Origin of the sequence: Methyloversatilis sp., from assembly GCF_051861465.1 — a bacterium.
Classification (GTDB): Bacteria; Pseudomonadota; Gammaproteobacteria; order Burkholderiales; family Rhodocyclaceae; genus Methyloversatilis.
The window spans coordinates 268393-291608 of sequence record NZ_JBHYCQ010000001.1 but is presented as its reverse complement, the minus strand read 5'-3'; the positions used below and the strand labels follow the sequence as shown (position 1 = coordinate 291608).

19 protein-coding genes are annotated in these 23216 nt (G+C 66.2%); 14 read left to right on the top strand and 5 right to left on the bottom strand.

All coding sequences use genetic code 11. The features are described 5' to 3' along the window. Positions 1–432: 432 nt before the first annotated feature. Together trxA and rho are read left to right on the top strand one after the other, a co-directional pair. Positions 433–759 (top strand): thioredoxin TrxA, encoded by a 327-nt coding sequence (gene trxA / locus ACTIFF_RS01320; RefSeq protein ID WP_069039507.1) that lies wholly within the window; start codon positions 433–435, stop codon positions 757–759. A gap of 100 nt (positions 760–859) precedes the next feature. Then, complete coding sequence (gene rho / locus ACTIFF_RS01315; protein WP_069039506.1) at positions 860–2119, top strand: transcription termination factor Rho; 1260 nt, start codon at positions 860–862, stop codon at positions 2117–2119. Positions 2120–2575: 456 nt separating this feature from the next. On the opposite strand, the gene ACTIFF_RS01310 is transcribed toward rho, so the two are convergent. Next, the gene (locus ACTIFF_RS01310; protein ID WP_439535191.1) at positions 2576–3649 is read right to left on the bottom strand and encodes a substrate-binding domain-containing protein; all 1074 of its coding nucleotides are present in this window, start codon (positions 3647–3649) and stop codon (positions 2576–2578) included. A gap of 141 nt (positions 3650–3790) precedes the next feature. On the opposite strand from ACTIFF_RS01310, the gene ACTIFF_RS01305 reads away from it, so the two are divergent. The 9 genes from ACTIFF_RS01305 (at position 3791) to modC (ending at position 13126) form a co-directional block, all read left to right on the top strand. Next, entirely contained in the window at positions 3791–4276 is a 486-nt protein-coding gene (locus ACTIFF_RS01305) for a formate dehydrogenase subunit gamma (RefSeq protein ID WP_439535190.1), read from the top strand. After that, positions 4273–5823 carry a formate dehydrogenase beta subunit gene (locus ACTIFF_RS01300; protein WP_439535189.1) on the top strand — a complete coding sequence of 517 codons (1551 nt, stop codon included), beginning with the start codon at positions 4273–4275 and terminating at the stop codon, positions 5821–5823. Before ACTIFF_RS01305 ends, ACTIFF_RS01300 begins: the two co-directional genes overlap by 4 nt. 23 nt (positions 5824–5846) lie before the next feature. Beyond that, positions 5847–8711, top strand: coding sequence for a formate dehydrogenase subunit alpha (gene fdhF, locus ACTIFF_RS01295; RefSeq protein WP_439535188.1), 2865 nt, complete (start codon positions 5847–5849; stop codon positions 8709–8711). A gap of 3 nt (positions 8712–8714) precedes the next feature. After that, a complete protein-coding gene (gene fdhD, locus ACTIFF_RS01290) occupies positions 8715–9587 on the top strand; it encodes a formate dehydrogenase accessory sulfurtransferase FdhD (protein ID WP_439535187.1) in 873 nt (290 codons plus the stop codon). Positions 9588–9590: 3 nt separating this feature from the next. Beyond that, positions 9591–9824, top strand: coding sequence for a formate dehydrogenase subunit delta (locus ACTIFF_RS01285; protein WP_439535186.1), 234 nt, complete (start codon positions 9591–9593; stop codon positions 9822–9824). A 15-nt stretch (positions 9825–9839) separates the two neighbouring features. Beyond that, entirely contained in the window at positions 9840–10439 is a 600-nt protein-coding gene (locus tag ACTIFF_RS01280; protein ID WP_439535185.1) for a cysteine hydrolase family protein, read from the top strand. Between the two features lie 121 nt (positions 10440–10560). Next, the gene (modA, locus tag ACTIFF_RS01275) at positions 10561–11316 is read left to right on the top strand and encodes a molybdate ABC transporter substrate-binding protein (RefSeq protein WP_439535184.1); all 756 of its coding nucleotides are present in this window, start codon (positions 10561–10563) and stop codon (positions 11314–11316) included. Positions 11317–11324: 8 nt separating this feature from the next. Next, entirely contained in the window at positions 11325–12014 is a 690-nt protein-coding gene (gene modB, locus ACTIFF_RS01270) for a molybdate ABC transporter permease subunit (protein WP_439535183.1), read from the top strand. After that, complete coding sequence (modC, locus tag ACTIFF_RS01265) at positions 12011–13126, top strand: molybdenum ABC transporter ATP-binding protein (protein ID WP_439535182.1); 1116 nt, start codon at positions 12011–12013, stop codon at positions 13124–13126. The genes modB and modC overlap by 4 nt, the downstream gene beginning before the upstream one ends. Here modC and ACTIFF_RS01260 read toward each other — a convergent pair. Further along, positions 13092–13499, bottom strand: coding sequence for a winged helix-turn-helix domain-containing protein (locus ACTIFF_RS01260; protein WP_439535181.1), 408 nt, complete (start codon positions 13497–13499; stop codon positions 13092–13094). The genes modC and ACTIFF_RS01260 overlap by 35 nt on opposite strands. A gap of 266 nt (positions 13500–13765) precedes the next feature. On the opposite strand from ACTIFF_RS01260, the gene ACTIFF_RS01255 reads away from it, so the two are divergent. Next, positions 13766–14227 carry a MarR family winged helix-turn-helix transcriptional regulator gene (locus ACTIFF_RS01255; protein ID WP_439535180.1) on the top strand — a complete coding sequence of 154 codons (462 nt, stop codon included), beginning with the start codon at positions 13766–13768 and terminating at the stop codon, positions 14225–14227. A 117-nt stretch (positions 14228–14344) separates the two neighbouring features. On the opposite strand, the gene ACTIFF_RS01250 is transcribed toward ACTIFF_RS01255, so the two are convergent. The 3 genes from ACTIFF_RS01250 to ytfE form a co-directional block, all read right to left on the bottom strand. Beyond that, on the bottom strand, positions 14345–14677 hold the full coding sequence (locus tag ACTIFF_RS01250; protein ID WP_439535179.1) for a YegP family protein: 333 nt from the start codon (positions 14675–14677) through the stop codon (positions 14345–14347). Between the two features lie 152 nt (positions 14678–14829). After that, a complete protein-coding gene (locus ACTIFF_RS01245) occupies positions 14830–17115 on the bottom strand; it encodes a nitric-oxide reductase large subunit (protein ID WP_439535178.1) in 2286 nt (761 codons plus the stop codon). Continuing rightward, entirely contained in the window at positions 17108–17800 is a 693-nt protein-coding gene (ytfE, locus tag ACTIFF_RS01240) for an iron-sulfur cluster repair protein YtfE (RefSeq protein WP_439535177.1), read from the bottom strand. The genes ACTIFF_RS01245 and ytfE overlap by 8 nt, the downstream gene beginning before the upstream one ends. A gap of 154 nt (positions 17801–17954) precedes the next feature. On the opposite strand from ytfE, the gene norR reads away from it, so the two are divergent. Together norR and ACTIFF_RS01230 are read left to right on the top strand one after the other, a co-directional pair. After that, positions 17955–19481, top strand: coding sequence for a nitric oxide reductase transcriptional regulator NorR (gene norR / locus ACTIFF_RS01235; protein ID WP_439535363.1), 1527 nt, complete (start codon positions 17955–17957; stop codon positions 19479–19481). A 176-nt stretch (positions 19482–19657) separates the two neighbouring features. Continuing rightward, positions 19658–23035, top strand: a complete 3378-nt coding sequence (locus ACTIFF_RS01230; protein WP_439535176.1) for a DUF2126 domain-containing protein — start codon at positions 19658–19660, stop codon at positions 23033–23035. The last annotated feature ends 181 nt before the right edge of the window (positions 23036–23216 follow it).

Genomic DNA, 23216 nt, shown 5'->3' with positions numbered 1-23216 from the left:
ATGACAGTCCGGAAAACGGCGTGGATTTTATCACCGCGGCCCGTGGCAAAGCCGTTCCGTGCGTCGTGCAGCGGAGGCATGCCGACATGAATTTTTGTCGGACGTACCTCCATCACTCTGCGCAACTCGGTGTTTTTTGTATTAGCATCATGGAAACAGCGCGAAAACAGCGTAACAAACGCGATCGCGCAGGTGTGCGGTCAGCGCGCTGCCAGAGTGATTTGCCCCGTGCCTGCCGCGGTGGCCCGCAATCCCCGCACACACCTGCTCAAGAACTCCCGGCCTGCGCAGTACGCGTCAGGCATCCAGCCCGGCAAACAACAGCGCCCAGCCCACATCCGGTTTTCGACGGTATATCCGACCGATATACCCCGATCCAAGAAACGATCCGGCATTCCAGGTCTCTCCCAAGTCAAGCCCCACGAGGAAACGATGAGCGAACACATCCACCACGTCACCGATGCCAGCTTCGAAGCCGAAGTGGTCAAAGCCGATCTGCCCGTGCTGGTCGACTACTGGGCCGAATGGTGCGGTCCGTGCAAGATGATCGCCCCCATCCTCGACGAGGTGGCGCGTGACTACGCCGGCAAGCTGCGCGTGGCCAAGGTGAATATCGACGAGAACCAGGACACCCCGGCGCGCTTCGGGATTCGCGGCATTCCGACGCTGATGCTGTTCAAGGACGGCAATGTCGAAGCCACGAAAGTCGGCGCCCTGTCGAAGTCGCAACTGACCGCATTCCTCGACAGCCACCTCTGATCATTTTTCCACGGCGACGGGTGCTTCGCGCACCCCGCCCGCCGGAGCCGGTTCCTGGCTCCGCCTCCCCACCCCCGCACGCCGCACAGACCCCGTCACCATGCATCTTTCCGAACTGAAAGCACTTCACGTCAGCCAGTTGCTCGAAATGGCCCAGTCCTTCGAGATCGAAGGCGCGAACCGGCTGCGAAAACAGGAACTGGTCTTCGCCATCCTGCGCAACCGCGCGAAAAAGGGCGAAAGCATTTTCGGTGATGGCGCGCTTGAAGTGCTGCCGGACGGTTTCGGCTTCCTGCGCTCGCCTGAAGCAAGCTACCTGGCCGGCACCGACGATATTTATGTATCGCCCAGCCAGATCCGTCGCTTCAACCTGCACACCGGCGACACCATCGAAGGCGAAATCAGGACGCCGAAGGACGGGGAACGCTACTTCGCGCTGGTCAAGGTCGATCGCGTCAACAGCGAGCCGCCGGAAGCGACCAAGCACAAGATCCTGTTCGAAAACCTGACGCCGCTGCACCCGACCGAAACGCTGGTGCTCGAGCGCGACATGCGCGGCGAGGAAAACACGACCTCGCGCGTGATCGACATGATCGCGCCGATCGGCAAGGGCCAGCGCGGCCTGCTCGTCGCGCCGCCGAAGACCGGCAAGACGGTGATGATGCAGCACATCGCGCACGCCATCACCGCGAACCATCCGGAAGCCATGCTCATCGTGCTGCTGATCGACGAGCGGCCGGAAGAAGTGACCGAAATGCAGCGTTCGGTAAAGGGCGAAGTGGTGGCTTCGACCTTCGACGAACCGGCCACCCGCCACGTGCAGGTGGCCGAAATGGTGATCGAGAAGGCCAAGCGCCTGGTCGAGCACAAGAAAGACGTGATCATCCTGCTCGATTCCATCACCCGCCTCGCCCGCGCCTACAACACCGTGCAGCCGGCGTCGGGCAAGGTGCTGACCGGCGGTGTGGACGCCAATGCGCTGCAGAAGCCGAAGCGTTTTTTCGGCGCCGCGCGCAATGTCGAGGAAGGCGGAAGCCTGACCATCATCGCCACCGCGCTGATCGAAACCGGCAGCCGCATGGACGACGTGATCTACGAGGAATTCAAGGGCACCGGCAACATGGAAATCCATCTTGACCGGCGCATGGCGGAAAAGCGCGTCTATCCGGCAATCAACGTGAACCGCTCGGGCACGCGCCGCGAAGAGTTGCTGCTGAAGCCGGAAATCCTGCAGAAGATCTGGATCCTGCGCAAACTGCTGTACAACATGGACGATCTGGAAGCGATCGAATTCCTGCTCGACAAGATCAAGGCCACGAAGAGCAACGGCGAGTTCTTCGACGCCATGCGCCGAGGCTGACCGGGCGGCGGAACACCGCCAAAGCTTCCGACCCGCGACGGTACCGCGCCATGAAGATGGCCGCAGTACCGTCGTTTGCGTTGGGCATCGCTGCGCTCACCCCAACCGACGACACTCGCCGTAGGTTGGGGTGAGCCAACGGCGACGCCCAACGCCACCCCATCAGTCCGCAGCGCCCCGCACAACCCGGCTGACATCCGCCGTCCGGTTCATCGTCGTGCCGCCGCCACCCATCCACACCGTAGGTTGGGGTGAGCGCAGCGATGCCCAACACCACCCTGGACAAACCGCGGCACGCCCTGCTCGCTCGTGATCGCCCGCCATTCCGCTCGCGATCGTCCCGTCTCCGCCGATCCATTCGATCACTGCGGTTTCCGCGGGCGCCTGTCCTCCGCAACCTGACCGGGAAAGCCCGCCCCTGCAACCGGCGCCCCCACTCGATTTTTTCGCGGCGCGTCAGTGCAACGCTTCGGCCACTGACATCACGTCGCCCGGCGAATTGAGGGCATAGCCGGGAAGACCGGCGACTGCAGCAGCGAAGTCGGGCGAACGCAGCGCGTCGAGCATGCGCTGCATCGACGGCAGCTCGAGGGTTTCGACGCGGCAGGCGAGGAAGTACTGTTCCTGCGCCAGAGGCACGAAATCAAGCCTGAACTGGGTGGCGGCCGCTTCGACGCCGAAACCCGTATCCGCCATGCCGCTTGCGACGTGGGCGGCCACCGCGGCATGCGTGAATTCCACCGTTTCGTAACCGCTGATCCGGTCCGTGTCCAGCGACTGCTCGGCCAGCAGCAGGTCGAAAAGCAGGCGCGTGCCGGCACTCGCCTGGCGGTTGATGAAGCGCACGTCAAGCCGGACCAGGTCCTGCAGCGACCTGATGTTCAGCGGGTTGCCGGCGACGACGAACAGCCCCTGCGTGCGCGTGACCAGCCGGATCACACGATGTACGCGCGGCTTCAGATATCGCCCGAGTCGCGCCGCCAGTTCCGGTGTGACCCGGCCGCTCGGCAGGTGAAAACCACACAGGTCGCAGCTGCCGCGCGACATTGACGCCAGCGCGTCAACCGACCCCAGATACTGCAATTCCAGCCGCACGCCGGCAACGCGCTGGATCAGCTCGGGCATCAGCGCAATCGCATAGCCGTGGCTGGCGTGCAGGCGCAGCACCGGATGCGTATCCATCAGTGCGGCGTTGATTTCGCGGTCGATCTCGACCGACAGGTTTTCCAGCTGCGGCGTCAGACGCGCCTGGATGCGCTGCGCCGCCCAGGTGAGCTTCTCGCCCAGCGGCGTCAGCTCCGCGCCCTTGCCTTGCGACAGTTCGACCAGCGGTGTGCCGAAGAACGCCGACCAGGTCCGGATCAGGTTCCAGCAATGACGGTAGGAAAACCCGACATCGCGCGCTGCCTCGGTGAGCTTGCCGCTGCGTTGCACGGCGGCCAGCACGCGGAACAGCAAGGGATCGATTTCACGTCCTTCTGCATTGCGGAAGCGCCACGCCGGTTCGATCTGGATACGCATGTTAGGCATTTATTTTCATATCGTTAAAAGAAATACCGGCTGCTAACCTTTGCCGGTAGCCATTATTTGACCTCGATGGTGGCTGATTGGCAATTATGAACACGAGTTCCAATTTAAAAAGGGACTCGGGATACAGCAGGAGACACCACCATGCCAAGCCCCACTCAGGCGGCCGACACGCGGCTCGAATCGCTGGTCGAACAACATCGTGACCTGCCCGGCGCGCTGCTGCCGATGCTGCATGCCATTCAGGACGAGTTCGGTCATGTGCCCGACAGCGCCGTCCCGGTCATCGCGCAGGGACTGAATCTGTCACGCGCCGAAGTGCATGGCGTAATCACCTTCTATCACCACTTCCGGCAACACCCGCCCGGCCGCCATGTGGTGCAGATCTGCCGCGCGGAAGCCTGTCAGGCGGTGGGCGCCGTGGCGCTGGAGGCGCACGCGAAGAAGTGTCTCGGCATCGACTTTCACGACACCACCGCCGACGGCGCGGTGACGCTGGAGGCGGTGTACTGCCTCGGCAACTGTGCGGTCGGCCCGTCACTGCGCGTGGATGACGACATCGTCGGCCGCGTCACGCCGGCGCGCTTCGACGAAGTCATCGCTGAACTGCGCTCGGAGGCGACAGCATGACGACCCGCATCTACGTCCCCATCGATTCCACCGCGCTGTCGCTGGGCGCCGAAAAGGTGGCGAAGTCCATCGCCGCCGAGGCGGCGAAGCGCGGCATCGGCATCGATCTGGTACGCAATGGCTCGCGCGGCGCCTTCTGGCTCGAACCCATGGTGGAGGTGCAGACGCCGGCCGGCCGCATGGCCTACGGCCCGGTGCACACCACCGACGTGGCTGCGCTGTTCGATGCCGGCTTCACGACTGGCGGCGCGCACGCTTTGTCGCTCGGTCTGACCGACGACATTCCGTACCTGAAGAACCAGGAGCGGCTGACCAGCGCCCGCATCGGCCTCACCGACCCGCTGAGCCTGGACGACTATATCGACCACGGCGGCTTTGTCGGCCTCGACAACGCGCTGGCGATGAGCGGCGCCGACATCGTCAAGGACGTGACCGACTCCGGCCTGCGCGGCCGCGGCGGCGCGGCCTTCCCGACCGGCATCAAGTGGAATACGGTGCTCGGTGCCACTGCCGACCGGAAGTACATCGTGTGCAATGCCGACGAAGGCGACTCCGGCACCTTCTCCGATCGCATGATCATGGAAGGCGACCCGTACTGCCTGATCGAGGGCATGACGATCGCCGGCGTTGCGGTCGGCGCCACGCAGGGCTACATCTATCTGCGCTCCGAATACCCGCACGCCTTCGCCACGCTGAAGGAGGCGATCCGCCGTGCACGCGCCGCCGGCTGGCTGGGTGACAACGTGCGCGACTCCGGCAAGGCCTTCGAACTGGAGGTGCGGCTGGGCGCCGGCGCCTACATCTGTGGCGAAGAAACGTCGCTGCTGGAAAGCTTGGAGGGCAAGCGCGGCATCGTTCGCTTCAAGCCGCCACTGCCGGCGCTCGAAGGCCTGTTCGGCAAGCCGACCGTCATCAACAACGTCATTTCGCTCGCCTCCGTGCCCATCATCCTGGCCAAGGGCGGGGCGTACTACCGCGATTACGGCATGGGCCGCTCGCGCGGCACCCTGCCCTTCCAGCTGGCCGGCAACATCAAATGCGGCGGCCTGGTCGAAAAGGCCTTCGGTGTCACCATGAACGAGCTGCTGTACGACTTCGGCGGCGGCACGCTCAGTGGCCGCCCGGTGCGCGCGGTGCAGGTCGGCGGCCCGCTCGGCGCCTACATTCCGGCATCGGAATTCGACGTTCCGCTCGACTATGAGGAATACGCGAAGCGCCAGGCGATGATCGGCCACGGCGGCATCGTGGTGTTCGACGACACGGTCGACATGGCCCAGATGGCGCGCTACGCGATGGAGTTCTGCGCCATCGAATCCTGCGGCAAATGCACCCCCTGTCGCATCGGCTCGACGCGCGGCGTCGAGGTGATCGACCGCATCGTCGCCAACGACAACCGGGGCAGGAACATCGCGCTGCTGCAGTCGCTGTGCGACACCATGCTCAACGGCTCGCTGTGCGCGCTCGGCGGCATGGCGCCCTACCCGGTGCTGTCCGCACTGAACCATTTCCCGGAAGACTTCGGCGTCGACAAGACCGAAGCGGCCTGAGCACAGAACAGAGGAGAACCGCCATGTCCCTGCCCCGCAATACCGATTACGGCACGCCCGCCCGCGACTCCGAAAAGGAAATCACGCTGTCCATCGACGGCATCGACGTCACTGTGCCCGCCGGCACTTCCGTCATGCGCGCCGCGCAGGAATGCGGCAGCAGCATTCCGAAGCTGTGCGCCACCGACAGCCTGGAACCCTTCGGTTCCTGCCGCCTGTGTCTGGTGGAGATCGAAGGTCGCCGCGGCTACCCGGCCTCCTGCACGACGATTGCCGATGCCGGCATGCAGGTGCGCACGCAGACACCCAAGCTGGCCGACATCCGCCGCGGCGTGATGGAGCTCTACATTTCCGACCACCCGCTGGACTGCCTCACCTGCTCGGCCAACGGCAACTGCGAACTGCAGGACATGACCGGCGTGGTCGGCCTGCGCGAAGTGCGCTACGGCATGAAAGGAAAGAACCACTTCGACCTGCTGTCGGCGCTGACCAAGGAAAAGGACGAATCCAACCCCTACTTCAGCTACGACCCGTCGAAATGCATCGTCTGCAACCGCTGCGTACGCGCCTGTGAAGAAACCCAGGGCACCTTCGCGCTGACCATTTCCGGCCGCGGGTTCGAATCACGCGTGAGCCCGGGCGAAAGCCAGCCCTTCATGGAATCGGAATGCGTGTCCTGCGGCGCCTGCGTACAGGCCTGCCCGACCGCGACGCTGATGGAAAAGGGCGTGATCGAGCACGGTCAGGCCGAAAAGAAAGTCACCACGACCTGCGCCTACTGCGGCGTCGGCTGCGCGTTCGACGCCGAGGTCAAGGGCACGACTGTCGTGCGCATGGTGCCGAACAAGGACGGCGGCGCCAACCACGGCCATTCGTGCGTCAAGGGCCGCTTCGCCTTCGGCTATGCCACGCATCCGGACCGCATTACGACGCCGATGATCCGCAAGAACATCGCAGACGCCTGGCAGCCGGTCAGCTGGGACGAGGCGATCGCCTACGCCGCGTCGGAATTCAAGCGCATCCAGGCCACGCACGGTCGCGATTCGGTCGGCGGCATCACGTCCAGCCGCTGCACCAACGAAGAAACCTATCTCGTGCAGAAGCTCGTGCGCGCCGCCTTCGGCAACAACAACGTCGACACCTGCGCCCGCGTGTGCCACTCGCCCACCGGCTACGGCCTGAAGCAGACGCTGGGCGAATCGGCCGGCACCCAGACCTTCGATTCCGTCATGAAGGCCGACGTCATCATGGTGATGGGCGCCAACCCGACCGACGGCCACCCGGTGTTCGGTTCGCAGATGAAGCGCCGCCTGCGCGAGGGTGCCAGGCTCATCGTCGTCGATCCGCGCAGCATCGATCTCGTGCGCTCGCCGCACGTCGCTGCGGAACACCATCTGAAGCTCAAGCCGGGCAGCAATGTCGCGCTCATCACCGCCATGGCGCACGTGGTCGTGACCGAAGGACTGGTCAAGGAAGACTTCGTGCGCGAGCGCTGCGAATGGCACTCCTACGAGCAATGGCGCGATTTCGTCGCGCTGCCTGAAAACTCGCCGGAAGCGATGGAGGCGCACACCGGCGTGCCGGCGGCCAGCGTACGTGCGGCCGCGCGCCTGTTCGCCACCGGCGGCAACGCCGCCATCTACTACGGCCTGGGCGTGACCGAGCACAGCCAGGGCTCGACCACGGTGATCGGCATCGCCAACCTCGCCATGGCCACCGGCAACATCGGTCGCGAAGGCGTGGGCGTGAACCCGCTGCGCGGCCAGAACAACGTGCAGGGCTCGTGCGACATGGGCAGCTTCCCGCACGAACTGCCGGGTTACCGCCATGTGTCCGACGCGGCCACGCGCGCGCTGTTCAAGGATGCCTGGGGCGTCGAGCCGCAGCCCGAACCGGGTCTGCGCATCCCGAACATGTTCGAGGCGGCGATGGACGGCACCTTCCTCGGCCTGTACTGCGAAGGCGAGGACATCGTGCAGTCCGACCCGAACACGCAGCACGTCGAAGCCGCGCTGCGCGCGATGGAATGCGTGGTCGTGCAGGACCTGTTCCTGAACGAAACCGCCAAGTTCGCCCACGTGTTCCTGCCCGGCTCCAGCTTCCTCGAAAAGAACGGCACCTTCACCAACGCCGAACGGCGCATTTCGCCGGTGCGCAAGGTGATGCCGCCGCTGGCCGGCAAGGAAGACTGGGAAATCACCTGCATGCTGTCGAATGCGCTCGGCTATCCGATGGACTACAGCCACCCGTCAGAAATCATGGACGAGATCGCGCGCCTGACGCCCACCTTCCATGGCGTGAGCTACGCGCGGCTGGACGAACTGGGCAGCATCCAGTGGCCCTGCAACGAAGCGGCGCCGGACGGCACGCCCATCATGCACATCGACGCATTCGTGCGCGGCAAGGGTCGCTTCATGCTCACCGAGTACGTGCCGACCGAAGAGCGTGCGTCGAAGCGCTTCCCGCTGATACTGACCACCGGTCGCATCCTGTCGCAATACAACGTCGGCGCACAGACGCGGCGCACCGCCAATTCGATGTGGCACGACGAGGACCGGCTGGACATCCATCCGGCGGACGCCGAGACGCGCGGCATCAACGAAGGCGACTGGGTGGGCATCACTTCGCGGGCCGGCGAAACCGTGCTGCGTGCCCGCGTATCCGAACGCATGCAGCCGGGGGTGGTGTACACGACCTTCCACTTTCCCGAGTCGGGCGCCAACGTCATCACCACGGACAATTCGGACTGGGCGACCAACTGCCCCGAATACAAGGTGACCGCCGTAGAGGTGACCAAGGTGACCCAGCCCTCCGAATGGCAACGGCGCTACCGCGATTTCTCGCAGAAGCAGGTCGGGCTGCTGCCGAAGAAGCGCGAAAAGGTCTGAGTCATGGGCGCCGCACACGTACTGGAACTGGATGAAGCGTTGGCTGACGCGGCCAGGTGTTCCGGCGATTACCCGGCACAGCGGCTGCGCAGCGCGATCCGGCTCAGCGCGGGCGGGCGCAGTGCGAGCGTCGAGTGCGTGGCCGAAGAAGTACCGGTGGCACTGGTCTACAACGGTATTTCACATGCCGTGATGCTGGCCACGCCGGCCGATCTCGAAGACTTCGGCACCGGCTTCAGCCTGGCCGAAGGCATCGTCGCACGCGCTGCGGAGATCCACGACATCGACACCGTCAGCCACGCGAACGGCATGGAAGTGCGCATGCAGGTCTCGAATCGCGCCTTCGAAGCGCTGAAGGCACGACGCCGCTCGCTCGCCGGCCGCACCGGCTGCGGGCTGTGCGGTGTGGACAGCCTCGGTCAGGTCGCGCGCGAAGTGGCGCGGGTGAACGCGCGGCCAGTGGTGGACGACCTGGCCATCCATCGCGCCTTCGCTGCACTGAGCGAAGGCCAGGCGCTGCACGCGCTGACCGGATCGGTGCATGCCGCGGGTTGGGCGACGTCCGACGGCACGCTGCTTGCGGTACGCGAAGACGTCGGCCGGCACAACGCGCTGGACAAGCTGATCGGCGCCATCGTGCGTGCCGGGATCGATCCGGCGCAGGGCTTTGCCGTCGTCACCAGCCGGGCCAGCTATGAAATGGTGCTCAAGCTGGCCAGCGTCGGCGGCGGCCTGCTGGCCGCAATCTCCGCACCGACCGGCCTGGCAATCGACCTGGCGGCGCGCACCGGCGTCACGCTGTGCGGCTTCGTGCGCGATGGTCGCATGGCGATCTACACCGAATCCCGGGCATCAAACCCAACGCGAACGGATTAGAAAATGGACGTCCACAATCTTGTCAAGATGGCCAACCAGATCGGCCAGTTCTTCCACAGCTACCCGGATCACGACGAAGCGGTCGCCGAAGTGGCTGCGCACATCCGGCGTTTCTGGGAACCCCGCATGCGCCGTGCGATCATCGAGCACGTGAACCAGGGCGGCGACACCGGTCTGCTGCCGCTGGTCACCGAAGCGCTGCAGCACATGCAGGCGCAGGAACCCTCCACCACCTGAAAGGACACTCCACCGATGAGTTCATTGACGACGCTGCGCGACCTGATGGGCCTGGGCCACGAGCCGGGCTCGCTTGCCGACGCCGCACTGGTGATGATCGATTGCCAGAACACGTACCGCGAAGGCGTCATGCAGCTCACCGGTGTCGAAGCCGCACTGATCGAAGCGCGCCGCGTGCTTGACCAGGCGCGCGCACTGGGCCGGCCGGTCATCCACATCCAGCATGATGCCGGTCCCGGCACGCCGTACGACGTGAATGCCCCGATCGGCCGCATCGCCGACATCGTTGCGCCGCTGGACGGCGAGATCGTCATCACGAAAAATTACCCGAACAGTTTCGTGCAGACCTCGCTCGACGACGAACTCAAGAAGCTCGGCGTGAAGCAACTGGTGCTGGCCGGCTTCATGACGCACATGTGCATCAATTCGACCGCGCGTGGCGCGTTCAACCTCGGCTACTCGCCCACCGTGGTGGCGTCCGCCACCGCCACGCGGGACCTGCCCCTGCCCGGCGGCGGGCAGGTGCCGGCCGAGGCGCTGCAAGCCGCCAGCCTGGCCACACTGCGCGATCTGTTCGCAGCCATTGCGCCGGACGCGCAGTCACTGCAGCGCTGAGCGCCCGATCGATCAAGGCAGGGAAAAAGCCGGCAGACGCCGGCTTTTTTTCGCGCCGGCCACCGCCGGCCTGCGGACGCTCGTGCGACAATACTGTATCCAAATAAACATAGGATGAGCCATGAAATCGGCCATTTTCATTCTTGCGTTCGTGCTGACCCTGATAGGCGGCGTGGCCCGGGCGGACACGCTGACCGTATTCGCCGCCGCCAGTCTGACCAACGCGCTGCAGGACATCGGCAAGGCATTCGAGGCGAAGTCGGGGCACACGATCAAGTTCTCGTTCGCTGCGTCTTCCGCCCTGGCAAAGCAGATCGAATCCGGCGCTCCGGCCGGTGTATTCGTATCGGCCGACGAGCAGTGGATGGACTATCTGGCCGAGCGCAGGCTGATCGTGGCCGGCAGCCGCCACACGCTGCTGGGCAACAGCCTCGTTCTGGTCACGCCGGCAGACGGCAAGGCGACCGTCGACATCAAGCGCGGCTTCGATCTGGCCGGGCTGCTCGGCAGCGGGAGGCTGGCCACCGGCGACCCGGCACACGTGCCGGTCGGCAAGTACGCCAGGGCAGCGCTGACTTCGCTCGGCGTGTGGCAGATCGCCGAACCGCGACTGGTCAACGCCGACTCGGTGCGCGCCGCCCTCGTGCTGGTGGAGCGCGGCGAGGTACCGCTGGGCATCGTGTACGCGACCGACGCGGCGGTGACACCGAAGGTGCGCGTCGCGGGCACCTTCCCCGCTGACAGCCATCCGGCGATCACCTATCCTTCGGCCGTCGTCGCCGGACAGGACACTGCCGCCGCCCGCGACTTCAATGCTTGGCTGCGCGGCGACGACGCGCGCAGCATCTTCAACCGCTACGGTTTCACCGTGAGATAGAAAGCCTGATGCTCACTGCTGTCGAATGGGATGCCCTGCAGCTGAGCCTGAAGGTCGGACTGGCCAGCACCTTGCTGTGCCTGCCGTTCGCGCTGCTCGTCGCCTGGCTGCTTTCGCGTACCCGCTTTCCCGGCCGCGCGCTGCTGGACGGCATCGCGCATGCGCCGCTGGTGCTGCCGCCGGTGGTCATCGGCTATCTGCTGCTGATTTCGCTCGGCACCCGGGCACCGCTGGGCGCCTGGCTGAAAGACACTTTCGGCATCCAGCTCATCTTCACGATGCAGGGCGTGGTCGTCGCGGCGGCGGTGATGGCGTTTCCGCTGATGGTGCGCGCGATACGGCTGTCGCTGGACGGCGTCGACCGCGGCATCGAGCTGGCCGCGCGCACCCTGGGCGCCAGCCGGCTCGATGTGCTGTGCACCATCACGCTGCCGATGATGCTGCCGGGCATCCTGTCCGGCGCGATGATGGCGTTTGCCGCCAGCCTGGGCGAATTCGGCGCCACGATTACTTTTGCCTCCAACATCGAAGGCGAAACGCGCACCCTGCCGCTGGCCATCTACACCGCCACGCAGACACCGGATGGCGACGCGATTGCGCTGCGGCTGGTCGGCCTGTCGATGCTGCTCGCGGTGTCGGCGATCACATTGTCGGAATGGCTTAACCGGCGCGCACTGCGCTGGCTGGGCCGCGCATGATCGATCTGCGTTTCGCGCTGCGGCTCGGCGAGCTGTCGCTGGATGTCGACGTCGCGCTGCCGCCGCGCGGCATCAGCGCGATCTTCGGCCGCAGCGGGGCCGGCAAGACCAGTCTGATCAATGCGGTGGCGGGTGTGCTGACGCCGCAGCAGGGCCACATCCGGGTCGGCGACCGTGTGTTCTTCGATCACGCCGCCGGCATCAACCTGCCTATCGAGGCGCGCGGCATCGGCTACGTATTCCAGGACGCACGGCTGTTTCCGCACCTGTCGGTGGCCGGCAACCTGCGCTACGGCCTGAACCGCGCGCGCGGTGCGCGTCCGGTCGAGTGGGACAGCGCTGTTGATGTACTCGGTCTCGCCGAACTGCTCGCGCGGCGGCCGCACCAGTTGTCCGGTGGCGAACGCCAGCGCGTCGCACTGGGCCGGGCGCTGCTGCGCCAGCCGGCGCTGTTGCTGATGGACGAGCCGCTGGCGTCGCTCGACGCCCCGCGCAAGGCCGAAGTAATGCCGTACATCGAACGTCTGGCGCAGGAATTCGCGCTGCCCGTGCTGTATGTCAGCCACTCGATCGAGGAGGTGACGCGACTGGCCGATCATCTGGTCATCGTCAGTGACGGCCGCACCGTGGCCAGCGGCGAGCTGTCCGACATCATGTCGCGCCCCGAGCACGCGCCGCTGATCGGCCGCTACGAAGCCGGTTCGGTGCTCGACTGCACGGTGCTGCAGCACAACGACGAGTACGCACTGACCACGCTGCGCTTTGCCGACGGCCAGCTGCGCGTGCCGCGCATCGACCTCGACCCGGGTGTCGCGGTGCGCGTGCGCATCCGTGCGCGCGACGTGGCGCTGGCACTGTCGCGGCCGATGGATGTGTCGATCAGCAACAAGCTGCCCGGGCGGATCGCCGGCATCACGCCGCGCGAAGGCCCGTATGCCGATGTCGCGGTGAATCTGGGCAGTACCTCGCTGCGCGCGCTGGTGACGCGCGAATCGTGCGACCGGCTCGGTCTGCAGATCGGCACCGCCGTCTGGGCGATGGTGAAGTCGGTCGCGCTGGACAGCCGCAGCGTCGGCTTCAACCGGCGTCCGCGTCCCGATCGGTCTGACTAGCCGCAATCGGCGCCAGCGCCGCATCGAGTTCGCGCAACTGCAGCGCCACCGCCTCGGCAGTGCGCCGTTCGGCGGCGCGGAACAGTGCGATCAAGCGCTCGCCGAACGCCGTGAGTTCGGATCCGCCGGCGCCCTGCGACCGGCCGGGGCAGGTTTTCACCACCGGTTCGGCGAACAGGCGGTTCATGTCATCCACGAGCAGCCAGGCCTGGCGATACGACATGCCCATGGCGCGCGCCGCACCCGAGATCGATCGGGCGCGGGCGATGCATTCCAGCAATTCGATCTTGCCCGGCCCCAGTCGCTGGCCGTTGCGAAAATGCAGGCGCAGCGACGCCTGCGATGTCGCGGACGGCGAAACGGGCTTCTTCATGCGTGGTTCCGGTGATGAAAGGGCGACGGGTGACGGGTCGGTGCGGCTCGCACGATCTTATCGCGTGTCATGCGCCGGAGTCGTCGCTCTGGTTTGCGGCGGCAGGTCGCCTCCCGCTACCGGAAGTGACGGTGACGAAGTCCCGGCCTGGCCGGATTGCGCGCCATTCCGTTGCTCGATATCTTCGATGCACCCGATGCCGTTCGCGGATACACGGGCACGCATACCGACCCGAACCCTCCTGAGCGGCCCACAGAAACCCGACCATGACCCGATACCAGAACCTCAGGCTCGACCGGCAGCTCTGCTTTGCGCTCTACGCCGCCACCCACGGCATCACCCGCTCGTACCGGGTGCGATTGAAGGAAGTCGGACTGACCTACCCGCAATACCTCGTGATGCTCGCGCTGTGGGAAGAAGACGGCCGTTCGGTCAGCCAGCTGGCGCAGCGCCTGCACCTCGACTCGGCCGCCATCACCCCGCTGCTCAAGCGCCTCGAGGTCGCCGGCTTTCTCGCACGGCAGCGTGCGCCGACCGAAGAACGCGTGGTGCAGTCCTTCCTGACACCGGCCGGACGCGAACTGGAGCACGCGGTCGCGCGCATCCAGGGCGAAGTCGCCTGTCAGGCCGGCCTGCCCGAAGAGGCGTTCATGGCGCTGTGTTCGACGCTGCACGAACTGACGCAGCGCATGGCCGACGACCCGAAGGTGAAGCGCATTGCGGCTTGACCGCAAGGGCGTAGGTTCCGCAACCGCTGCACCTTGCATCGGCGGCAGCGACACGGATGTCGGCGGCACGATGACGGCGCGTCCCGCGCGCTCACAGGACGCGCCGTCGGCATCACCTCATCCGGCCTGATCATCCACTGCGGCGCTGGCGGCGCCGCTCTTCACTGCGGCGATCGCCGCATCCATCGCGCCGGCGTTGTCGAACATTTTGCTCTGGCCGATCACCTGGCCGTTGCCCGCCTTCAGCACGTAGTAATCCTTGCCGTTCGTGGCTTTCTTGCGGTCGTAGCGGCCGTCGTCGGCTGCGTTCTTCTTCACCGATTCGATGCCGTTCTCGGCGGACGCGCGCGTCTTGTACATTTCGCTCTGCAGCAGGGACTGGTCATCCGAGCCCAGCAGCGTGAAGTGGAATTCGCCGTTTGCAGCCTTCTTCAACTGAAACTTCGCCATGCTCCGCTCTCCTGTTGGTTGAGTCGTGTGTGGGAACGCGCGGGTGCGCGGCGACAGTATAGCGACGAAGAAAAGAGGGGCGCCGGCCTCACGGCACGGCGCCCCAGGCTTGCCGAAGCTTGCGGCAAGGAAGGCGGACGGTTGCGCTCAGTTCATCGACGGGCCCCTGCCAGCGTGCCGACCGGTTCCGGCGTGCGGCCGGCGCGGCCGAACACGCCCGACACCACCTGCCAAGCCACCGCCAGCGCGCCGACGATGAACACCACGTCGCCGAAGGTGCGCACCCAGCGCAGCGTTTCGAGCAGCGGCTGCTGCATGAATGCCTCACTGCGTGCGTACCACAGGCCCTGGCTGACGCTGGCGTGGAACTGGATCAGGCCGATCGGCAGCAGGCTGGTGGCGATCATCAGCACCAGACCCGCGTTGAGCCCCCAGAAACCGGTGTGCATCAGGCGCTCACCGAACGCGAGCTGCGGGCGCAGATAACGCAGCACCAGCAGCGTGAAGCCCAGCGCGAGGAAGCCGTACACCCCGAACAGTGCGGCATGGGCATGCACCGGTGTCGTGTTCAGACCCTGCACGTAGTACAGCGAGATCGGCGGGTTGATCATGAAGCCGAACACGCCAGCGCCAAGCATGTTCCAGAAGGCCACCGCGACGAAGCACATGAGCGGCCACTTCAGCCTGGCCATCCACGCAGCGCGATCCTTGAGGCGCCAGTGCTCCCACGCTTCATGGCCGAGCACGACCAGCGGCACCACTTCGAGCGCGCTGAACGACGCGCCGACCGCCATCACCGGCGTCGTCGTGCCGGCAAAGTACAGGTGGTGGAAGGTGCCGGGCACGCCGCCCAGCATGAACAGCGAAGCCGAGGCCAGACTGGCTGCCGTCGCCATGCGCGCGGACACCAGCCCCAGCGTGGAGAAGATGAAGGCCAGCGCGGTGGTCGCGAACACTTCGAAGAAGCCTTCGACCCACAGATGCACGACCCACCAGCGCCAGTACTCCATCACCGACAGGTGGGTGCGCTCGCCATAGAAGAAGCCGGCGCCGTAGAACAGGCCGATCGCCACCACGGATGCAGTGAGCAGCGCGAGCAGGTTCTTGTCGCCGCCGGGCGTGCGCAGCGCCGGCACGATGCCGCGCAGCATCAGCACCAGCCACAGCGCGACCCCGACGAACTTGCCGATCTGCCACAGGCGGCCGAGGTCGACGTATTCGTAGCCCTGGTGACCGAGCCAGAAATTCAGCTCCGGCGGCATGATCTGCGCGATCGCCAGGTAGTTGCCGACGAAGGAGCCGACCACCACCACGACCAGCGCCCAGAACAGCACGTCCACGCCCAGCTTCTGGAATTTCGGATCGCGTCCGCCGTGGATCAGTGGCGCAAGGAAGAGGCCGGCGGCCAGGAAGCCGGTGGCGATCCAGAACAGCGCGCTCTGGATGTGCCAGGTGCGCACCAGCGAATACGGGAACCACTGCGACACATCGATCCCGTAGAAGGTCTGGCCTTCGACCGTGTAGTGCGCGGTGAAGCCACCCATCATGACCTGGAACACGAACAGCGCCACCACCAGGACGAGATACTTGCCGAGCGCACGCTGCGATGGCGTCGGCGCGACGCGCGACAGCGGGTCCTGCGCCGGCGCGGCCGATTCGCTCTCGTCCTGCCGGCGCAGGAAGGACCAGCCCCAGATCAGGAAGCCGACGCCGGCCATCATCACCACCACGCTGACGATGGACCACACCACATTCTCCGCCGTCGGCGCATTGCCGATCAGCGGTTCGTGCGGCCAGTTGTTGGTGTAGGTGGCACTGGTGCCCGGCCGCTCGGTCGCGGCCACCCAGGCGGTCCAGAAGAAGAAGCCGGCAAGCTGCGCGCGCCGCTGCGGGTCGGGCAGCGTGTTGTCCTTCATCGCATAGCTTTCGCGCGAGCCCTGCAGCGCCGGCGCGTCGCCGAACAGCTGGACGTAGTAGTCGGCGGTGCGCTCGATCGCCCGGGCGCGCAAGGTGGATACGGTGGCCGCGCCGGTCGCCTCGTCGAAGGTGTTGCGGCGGTACTCGCGCTTCAGGCGTGCTGCCAGTTGCGCCTGCGCATCGGCATCCAATTCCGCGTACGGCTTGCCATGCGCGTCCCGCGCGGCGAGGTCGAGCCAGGCCAGCAGTTCGCGGTGCAACCAGTCGGCCGTCCAGTCCGGGGCCTGGTAAGCGCCGTGCCCCCAGATCGAGCCCAGCTGCATGCCGCCGACCGACTGCCAGGCGGTCTGGCCGTCGAGGATGGCGTCATGCGTGTACAGCACGCGGCCATCTTCGCTGACGATCTGCTGCGGTATCGGCGGCGCGTTGCGATACACCTCGACGCCGTAGTAACCGAGCAGCGAAAAGGTGACGATGAGCACGCCGATCAGCGTGAACCACAGCTTGCGGTAATTACCCATGAGCAGCCTCCGCCCCGGCCGGTGCCGCGTTCAGCCCTTCGAACAGGATGTTGTTCTCCAGATGGATGTGTTCCATCAGGTCTTCGCGCAGCGCGGCCAGACCGGTGTAGAGCGCGCGCCAGGTGTTGCAGGCCGCACGCGGCAGTGTGATGTCGTCGGTCAGCGCTTCCAGCCGCTGCAGTGCTTCGCCGTGCTGGTCGTGCTCGTTGCGCAGCACCGTGACCGGCCCGTGCAGCGCGCCCGCATGACCGCGGGCGAGCATCGGGAAGAGCACCTGCTCTTCCTTCTGCATATGGCTTTCCAGCTCGTGCTGCATCACCGTCAGGTGATCGGCCAGACCGGTCGGGCAATCCGGACGGTCGCCATGCACCTGTTCGACCCTGCGCGCCAGGCGGACCAGTTCCGGCAGCTGTTCGCGATGGCGGTCATGGAAGCGGAACAGGATGTGTTCGATCAGCACCGCCGCCGGCACCGTGCGCCAGTCTCGCGCCTCGCGCGTGGCCTGCGACAGCAGCGCACCCAGTCGTTCGACGATGGGCTGTGCGTCGATGCCCCGCGCGGCCGCGGCCTCCTGCAGGCTGTGCTTGCCGCCGCAGCAGAAATCCAGCTTGTGTTCGTGGAACACCCGGGTGGCGCCGGGAATGCTGCGCGCCAGCGCGCCGAGGGATTGGTCGATCAGGTTCATGGCGAAGACCTCGTTGTGAAGAAGACGCCTTCACTTCGCAAGGTCCGGGCCATGCATCCGGATCAAATAAAATCAATGATCTATGGAAACTGAGGTATTTTTCACCCTGAAAAAAAATGGTTCCTGGAACCATAACCGGGTTATTTTAACCATGATGGAATCGCTGTTGCTTGCCGACCTGGTGTCGGATCTGCCACCCGCCGTGCGCCTGCAGCGCCTGGTCTCCAGTCTGCGCACCCACTTCGGCTGCGGCGCGGTCGCGCTGCTGAAGCTGGAAGAGGACAGCCTGCGCCCGCTGGCGGTCGACGGCCTGGTGCGCGAAGCGCTGGGGCGGCGCTTCGTCGTCGGCCAGCATCCGCGGCTGGCAACCATCCTGTCGCGACGCGACATCACTGCTTTCGACCACGACAGCACGCTGCCCGACCCCTATGACGGCCTGCTCGACACCCGGGTCGGCGAACCGCTGCCGGTGCACGATTGCATGGGAACCAGCCTGCACGTCGAGGGCCAGACCTGGGGCGTGCTGACGTTCGACGCGCTGCAGACCGGCACCTTCACCGAGGCGGCGCGCGACGACCTGCGCCGCCTCACCCTGCTGGTCGAGGCCGCGGTGCGCGTGACCCGGCTCGAACAGGACCTGCACGCACTGCGCCTGTCGCGTGGCGGCGAGCGGACCGACGCACAGGGCGCCAGCGCGGACGAAGCCGAAATCGTCGGCCACAGCGAGGTGATCCAGCGCCTGCTGCACGAAATGCAGGTGGTGGCCGATTCGGAACTGTCGGTGCTGCTGCTCGGCGAAACCGGCGTAGGCAAGGAGTTGTTTGCCCGCCACCTGCACCGTCATTCGCGCCGCGCTGCGCAGCCGCTCGTGCATGTCAATTGCGCGGCGCTGCCCGAATCGCTGGCCGAAAGCGAGCTGTTCGGCCATGTGAAAGGCGCGTTTTCCGGCGCCACTACGGACCGCCCCGGCCGCTTCGAAGCAGCGGATGGCGGCACACTGTTTCTCGACGAGGTCGGCGAGCTGCCGCTGACCGTGCAGGCCAAGCTGCTGCGCGCGCTGCAGAACGGCGAAATCCAGCGCCTCGGCGCCGACCAGCCGCGACGCGTCGATGTACGCGTGATCGCCGCCACCAACCGCACGCTGCGCGACAGCGTGCGCGACGGCGCCTTCCGGGCCGACCTGTATCACCGGCTGTCGGTCTATCCGGTGCCGATACCGCCACTGCGCGAGCGCGGCAGCGACGTGCTGCTGCTGGCCGGCCGCTTTCTCGAACTGAACCGTGCCCGTCTGGGCCTGCGCAGCCTGCGCCTGTCGCCGGAAGCGGAAGATGCCCTGTGCCGCTACCCCTGGCCGGGCAATGTGCGCGAACTCGAGCACGTGATCAGCCGTGCCGCGCTGAAGGCAGTGAGCCGTGGCGCCGCGCGCACCGACATCGTGTCGCTGCCGGCCGACCTGCTCGATCTGGATGGCGTGACCACCCCGGCTGCAACGCCGGAGACCTACGACACGGCGTCCGGCGCCATACTGCCGTCCATGCGCGAAGCGATCGATGCCACACAGCGCCGACTGGTCCGCGCCGCGCTCGATGCCTGTGCCGGCAACTGGGCGGACGCGGCACGACGGCTGGATGTCGACCCAAGCAATCTGCACAAGCTGGCGCGCCGCCTCGGACTCAAATGACAGGCGACGCCGGCGGCTTGGAACACGCCATGCACCGCTGCGGTGCGTACGCCCCGCAGCGTGCAACGGCCGCCGACAGGCTGAAACAAATAACACTGAAAATCATGGACTTGTCTCGCGCACGCTAATTGCTTGAGTGCATCATCCCCCTTCACTGCCCGCAACCGGAGTATTCCGTGTCCATCCACGTCGCACTGAATCACGTCACCCACTACCGCTATGACCGTCCTGTGCTGCTGAGCCCGCAGGTGGTGCGACTGCGCCCGGCGCCGCACACCCGTACGCCCATCCTCTCGTATTCGCTGCGCGTCACCCCGGCCGAACACTTCGTCAATTGGCAGCAGGACCCGCAGTCCAACTATCTGGCGCGTCTGGTGTTCCCGGAGCGTACGCGCGAGCTGCGCATCGAGGTCGATCTGATCGCCGAAATGTCGGTCATCAATCCGTTCGATTTCTTCCTCGAACCGGCGGCCGAGAAGATTCCCTTCGGCTACAACGAAGAGCAGACGCGCGAACTGTTTCCGTATCTGGTCACCTTGCCGCTGACCCGCGACAACGCGCCGAAATTCACCCGCTGGGTCGATGACGCACGCACCCTGTTCGGCAGCAACGGCAAGGCCAGCGTCGACTATCTGGTCGCGCTGATCCAGCAGATGCAGGGCGACATCCGCTACCTGATCCGCATGGAGCCGGGCGTGCAGACGCCGGAGGAAACCTTGCAGAAGGGCAGCGGCTCCTGCCGCGACACGACCTGGCTGCTGGTGCAGGTGCTGCGCCATCTGGGGCTGGCGGCGCGTTTCGTGTCCGGCTATCTGATACAGCTCACCGCCGACGTGAAGTCGCTCGATGGCCCGAGCGGTCCGGAGAAGGATTTCACCGACCTGCACGCCTGGTGCGAGGTGTATCTGCCGGGCGCCGGCTGGGTCGGGCTCGATGCGACGTCCGGCCTGTTCGCCGGCGAGGGCCACATTCCGCTCGCCTGCTCGCCCGACCCGTCGTCGGCGGCGCCGATCAGCGGACTGACCGAAAAGTGCGAAACCGAATTCGAGCACCACATGAAGGTCGAGCGCGTGTGGGAAGCGCCGCGCGTGACCAAGCCCTACACCGACGATGCCTGGTCGCGCATCGAAACGCTGGGTCATCGCATCGACACCGATCTGGTGCAGCACGATGTGCGGCTGACCATGGGCGGCGAGCCGACCTTCGTGTCGGTGGATGACCGCGATGGCCCGGAGTGGAACACCACCGCCGATTCGCCGCCGGACAAGCCGGTCAAGCGCCTGCTCGGCGCGGAATTGCTGGCGAAGCTGAAGGCACGCTATGCACCGGGTGGCCTGCTGCATTACGGCCAGGGCAAGTGGTATCCGGGCGAACAGCTGCCGCGCTGGTCGCTGTCCTGCTTCTGGCGGCGCGACGGCGAGCCGATGTGGACCGATCCCGGCCTGATCGCCGACGAAGCCATCGATTACGCGCTCACCGCGGAACATTGCGCGACCTTCCTGAAGGCGCTGTCGAGGCGCCTTGAAGTGGACGCCAAATACGTGTTTCCGGCCTTCGAGGACGTCTGGTACTACCTGTGGCGCGAACGCAAGCTGCCGGCGAACGTCGATCCGTTCGATTCACGGCTCGAAGATCCGCTGGAGCGCGAGCGCATGCGCCGGCTGTTCCATGACGGGCTGGACAGCGAGGTCGGCCACATCCTGCCGCTGGCGCGCACGCCGGCCGGCAACGCCTGGCAGAGCGGTCCGTGGTTCCTGCGCGACGAGCGCTGCTTCCTGATTCCGGGTGATTCGCCGATGGGCTACCGGCTGCCGCTCGATTCCCAGCCCTGGGTGTCGGCCGCCGAATTTCCGTGGGTGCATGCGCCCGACCCGGTGCAGCGGCAGGTGCCGCTGCGGCCGCAGCGCGACATCGCCGTGCGCCTGCAGCAGCCGGAGGACGACGACACCGCCGGAATCGACTTCGCCCCCGCAGCTCCGGCGGCGGCCCGCGTGCCGGCCCCCGACCGCAAGCCGGAAGCCCTCGAATCCGCCGGCTGGATCACCCGCACCGCGCTGTGCGCGCAGGTGCGCCACGGCGTGATGTACCTGTTCATGCCGCCGCTGCCGACGCTGGACGATTATCTCGAACTGGTCACGGCGGTCGAACTGACCGCGGCCGCGTGCGGCCACCCGGTGGTGCTCGAAGGCTACGAGCCGCCGCGCGATGCGCGCGTCGAAGTGCTGCGCATCACGCCCGACCCGGGCGTGCTGGAAGTGAACATCCAGCCCTACCACTCGTGGGACGACATGGTCGCCGGCACCACCTTCCTGTACGAGGCCGCGCATGAAACCCGCCTCGGTACCGAGAAGTTCATGATCGATGGCCGCCACAGCGGTACCGGCGGCGGCAACCACTTCGTGCTGGGCGGTGCCACGGTGGCCGATTCGCCCTTCCTGCGACGGCCCGATCTGCTGCGCAGCATGATCAGTTACTGGCACAACCATCCGGCGTTGTCGTATCTGTTTTCCGGCCTATTCATCGGCCCGACCAGCCAGGCGCCGCGCATGGACGAGGCACGCAACGATTCGGTGTACGAGATGGAAATCGCGTTCGCCGAAATCGAGCGCCGTTCGCGCGACACGGGCTACACGCCGCCGTGGCTGATCGACCGCATCCTGCGCAATCTGCTGGTCGATGCCACCGGCAACACGCACCGCGCAGAGTTCTGCATCGACAAGCTGTATTCGCCCGATGGCGCGACCGGCCGGCTGGGCCTGCTGGAAATGCGCGGCTTCGAAATGCCGCCGCATGCGCGCATGAGCCTGACGCAGCAACTGCTGCTGCGCGCGCTGATCGCCCGCTTCTGGCAGCAACCGTATGCGCCGCCCAAGCTCAAGCGCTGGGGTACCGAACTGCACGACCGCTTCATGCTGCCGCACTTCGTGTGGGAGGACATGGGCGACGTGGTCGATGACCTGCGTGCCTTCGGCTACCCGATGGAACTGGAGTGGTTCGCGCCGCACTTCGAATTCCGCTTTCCGCGCATGGGCCAGTTCTCTGCCCGCAACGTGTTGGTGGAATTGCGCAGCGCACTCGAACCGTGGCATGTGCTGGGTGAGGAAGGCGGGGCCGGCGGCACGGTGCGCTACGTCGATTCATCGGTCGAGCGCCTGCAGGTCAAGGTGCAGGGCCTGGTCGACGACCGGCATGTGCTGGCGGTCAATGGCCGGCGCGTGCCGCTGTCGCCGACCGGTCGCGTGGGTGAATACGTCGCCGGCGTACGCTACCGCGCCTGGCAACCGGCCACCTGCCTGCACCCGACCATCCCGCCGCACGCCCCGCTGGTGTTCGATCTGGTGGACGACTGGATGAAGCGTTCGATGGGCGGCTGCCAGTACCACGTCGCGCACGCCGGCGGACGCAACCACGAAAGCTTCCCGGTCAATTCGTACGAGGCCGAAGGCCGCCGTCTGGCGCGCTTCTTCGCCATGGGCCACACGCCGGGCCACGTATCCGCCCCGCCGGAAGACCGCAACCCGAACTTCCCGTTCACGCTCGACCTGCGACGGTAAGCCCAGCATCCTGCGACCGCGCCCAGCTGTTTCTTGCAGGTTCGGCAGTGGGCCCAACAGCGGTCGGCGCAGCACCTGTTGGGGCTGTGGGAGCGGCTGTGGGAGCGGCGTCCCCGCCGCGATCAGCGCCGTGTTGCTCGCTGTGCGAAGTGCGTATCGCGGCGGGGACGCCGCTCCCACA

Excerpts from the sequence above, each read along its gene's own strand:
- fdhD (WP_439535187.1), top strand. The coding sequence starts at position 8,715 with ATGGGCGCCGCACACGTACTGGAACTGGATGAAGCGTTGGCTGACGCG.
- ACTIFF_RS01310 (WP_439535191.1), bottom strand. The coding sequence starts at position 3,649 with ATGCCTAACATGCGTATCCAGATCGAACCGGCGTGGCGCTTCCGCAAT.
- ACTIFF_RS01260 (WP_439535181.1), bottom strand. The coding sequence starts at position 13,499 with ATGAAGAAGCCCGTTTCGCCGTCCGCGACATCGCAGGCGTCGCTGCGC.
- modA (WP_439535184.1), top strand. The coding sequence starts at position 10,561 with ATGAAATCGGCCATTTTCATTCTTGCGTTCGTGCTGACCCTGATAGGC.
- ytfE (WP_439535177.1), bottom strand. The coding sequence starts at position 17,800 with ATGAACCTGATCGACCAATCCCTCGGCGCGCTGGCGCGCAGCATTCCC.
- ACTIFF_RS01285 (WP_439535186.1), top strand. The coding sequence starts at position 9,591 with ATGGACGTCCACAATCTTGTCAAGATGGCCAACCAGATCGGCCAGTTC.
- rho (WP_069039506.1), top strand. The coding sequence starts at position 860 with ATGCATCTTTCCGAACTGAAAGCACTTCACGTCAGCCAGTTGCTCGAA.
- modB (WP_439535183.1), top strand. The coding sequence starts at position 11,325 with ATGCTCACTGCTGTCGAATGGGATGCCCTGCAGCTGAGCCTGAAGGTC.
- modC (WP_439535182.1), top strand. The coding sequence starts at position 12,011 with ATGATCGATCTGCGTTTCGCGCTGCGGCTCGGCGAGCTGTCGCTGGAT.
- fdhF (WP_439535188.1), top strand. The coding sequence starts at position 5,847 with ATGTCCCTGCCCCGCAATACCGATTACGGCACGCCCGCCCGCGACTCC.
- ACTIFF_RS01305 (WP_439535190.1), top strand. The coding sequence starts at position 3,791 with ATGCCAAGCCCCACTCAGGCGGCCGACACGCGGCTCGAATCGCTGGTC.
- ACTIFF_RS01300 (WP_439535189.1), top strand. The coding sequence starts at position 4,273 with ATGACGACCCGCATCTACGTCCCCATCGATTCCACCGCGCTGTCGCTG.
- trxA (WP_069039507.1), top strand. The coding sequence starts at position 433 with ATGAGCGAACACATCCACCACGTCACCGATGCCAGCTTCGAAGCCGAA.
- norR (WP_439535363.1), top strand. The coding sequence starts at position 17,955 with ATGGAATCGCTGTTGCTTGCCGACCTGGTGTCGGATCTGCCACCCGCC.
- ACTIFF_RS01255 (WP_439535180.1), top strand. The coding sequence starts at position 13,766 with ATGACCCGATACCAGAACCTCAGGCTCGACCGGCAGCTCTGCTTTGCG.
- ACTIFF_RS01280 (WP_439535185.1), top strand. The coding sequence starts at position 9,840 with ATGAGTTCATTGACGACGCTGCGCGACCTGATGGGCCTGGGCCACGAG.
- ACTIFF_RS01245 (WP_439535178.1), bottom strand. The coding sequence starts at position 17,115 with ATGGGTAATTACCGCAAGCTGTGGTTCACGCTGATCGGCGTGCTCATC.
- ACTIFF_RS01250 (WP_439535179.1), bottom strand. The coding sequence starts at position 14,677 with ATGGCGAAGTTTCAGTTGAAGAAGGCTGCAAACGGCGAATTCCACTTC.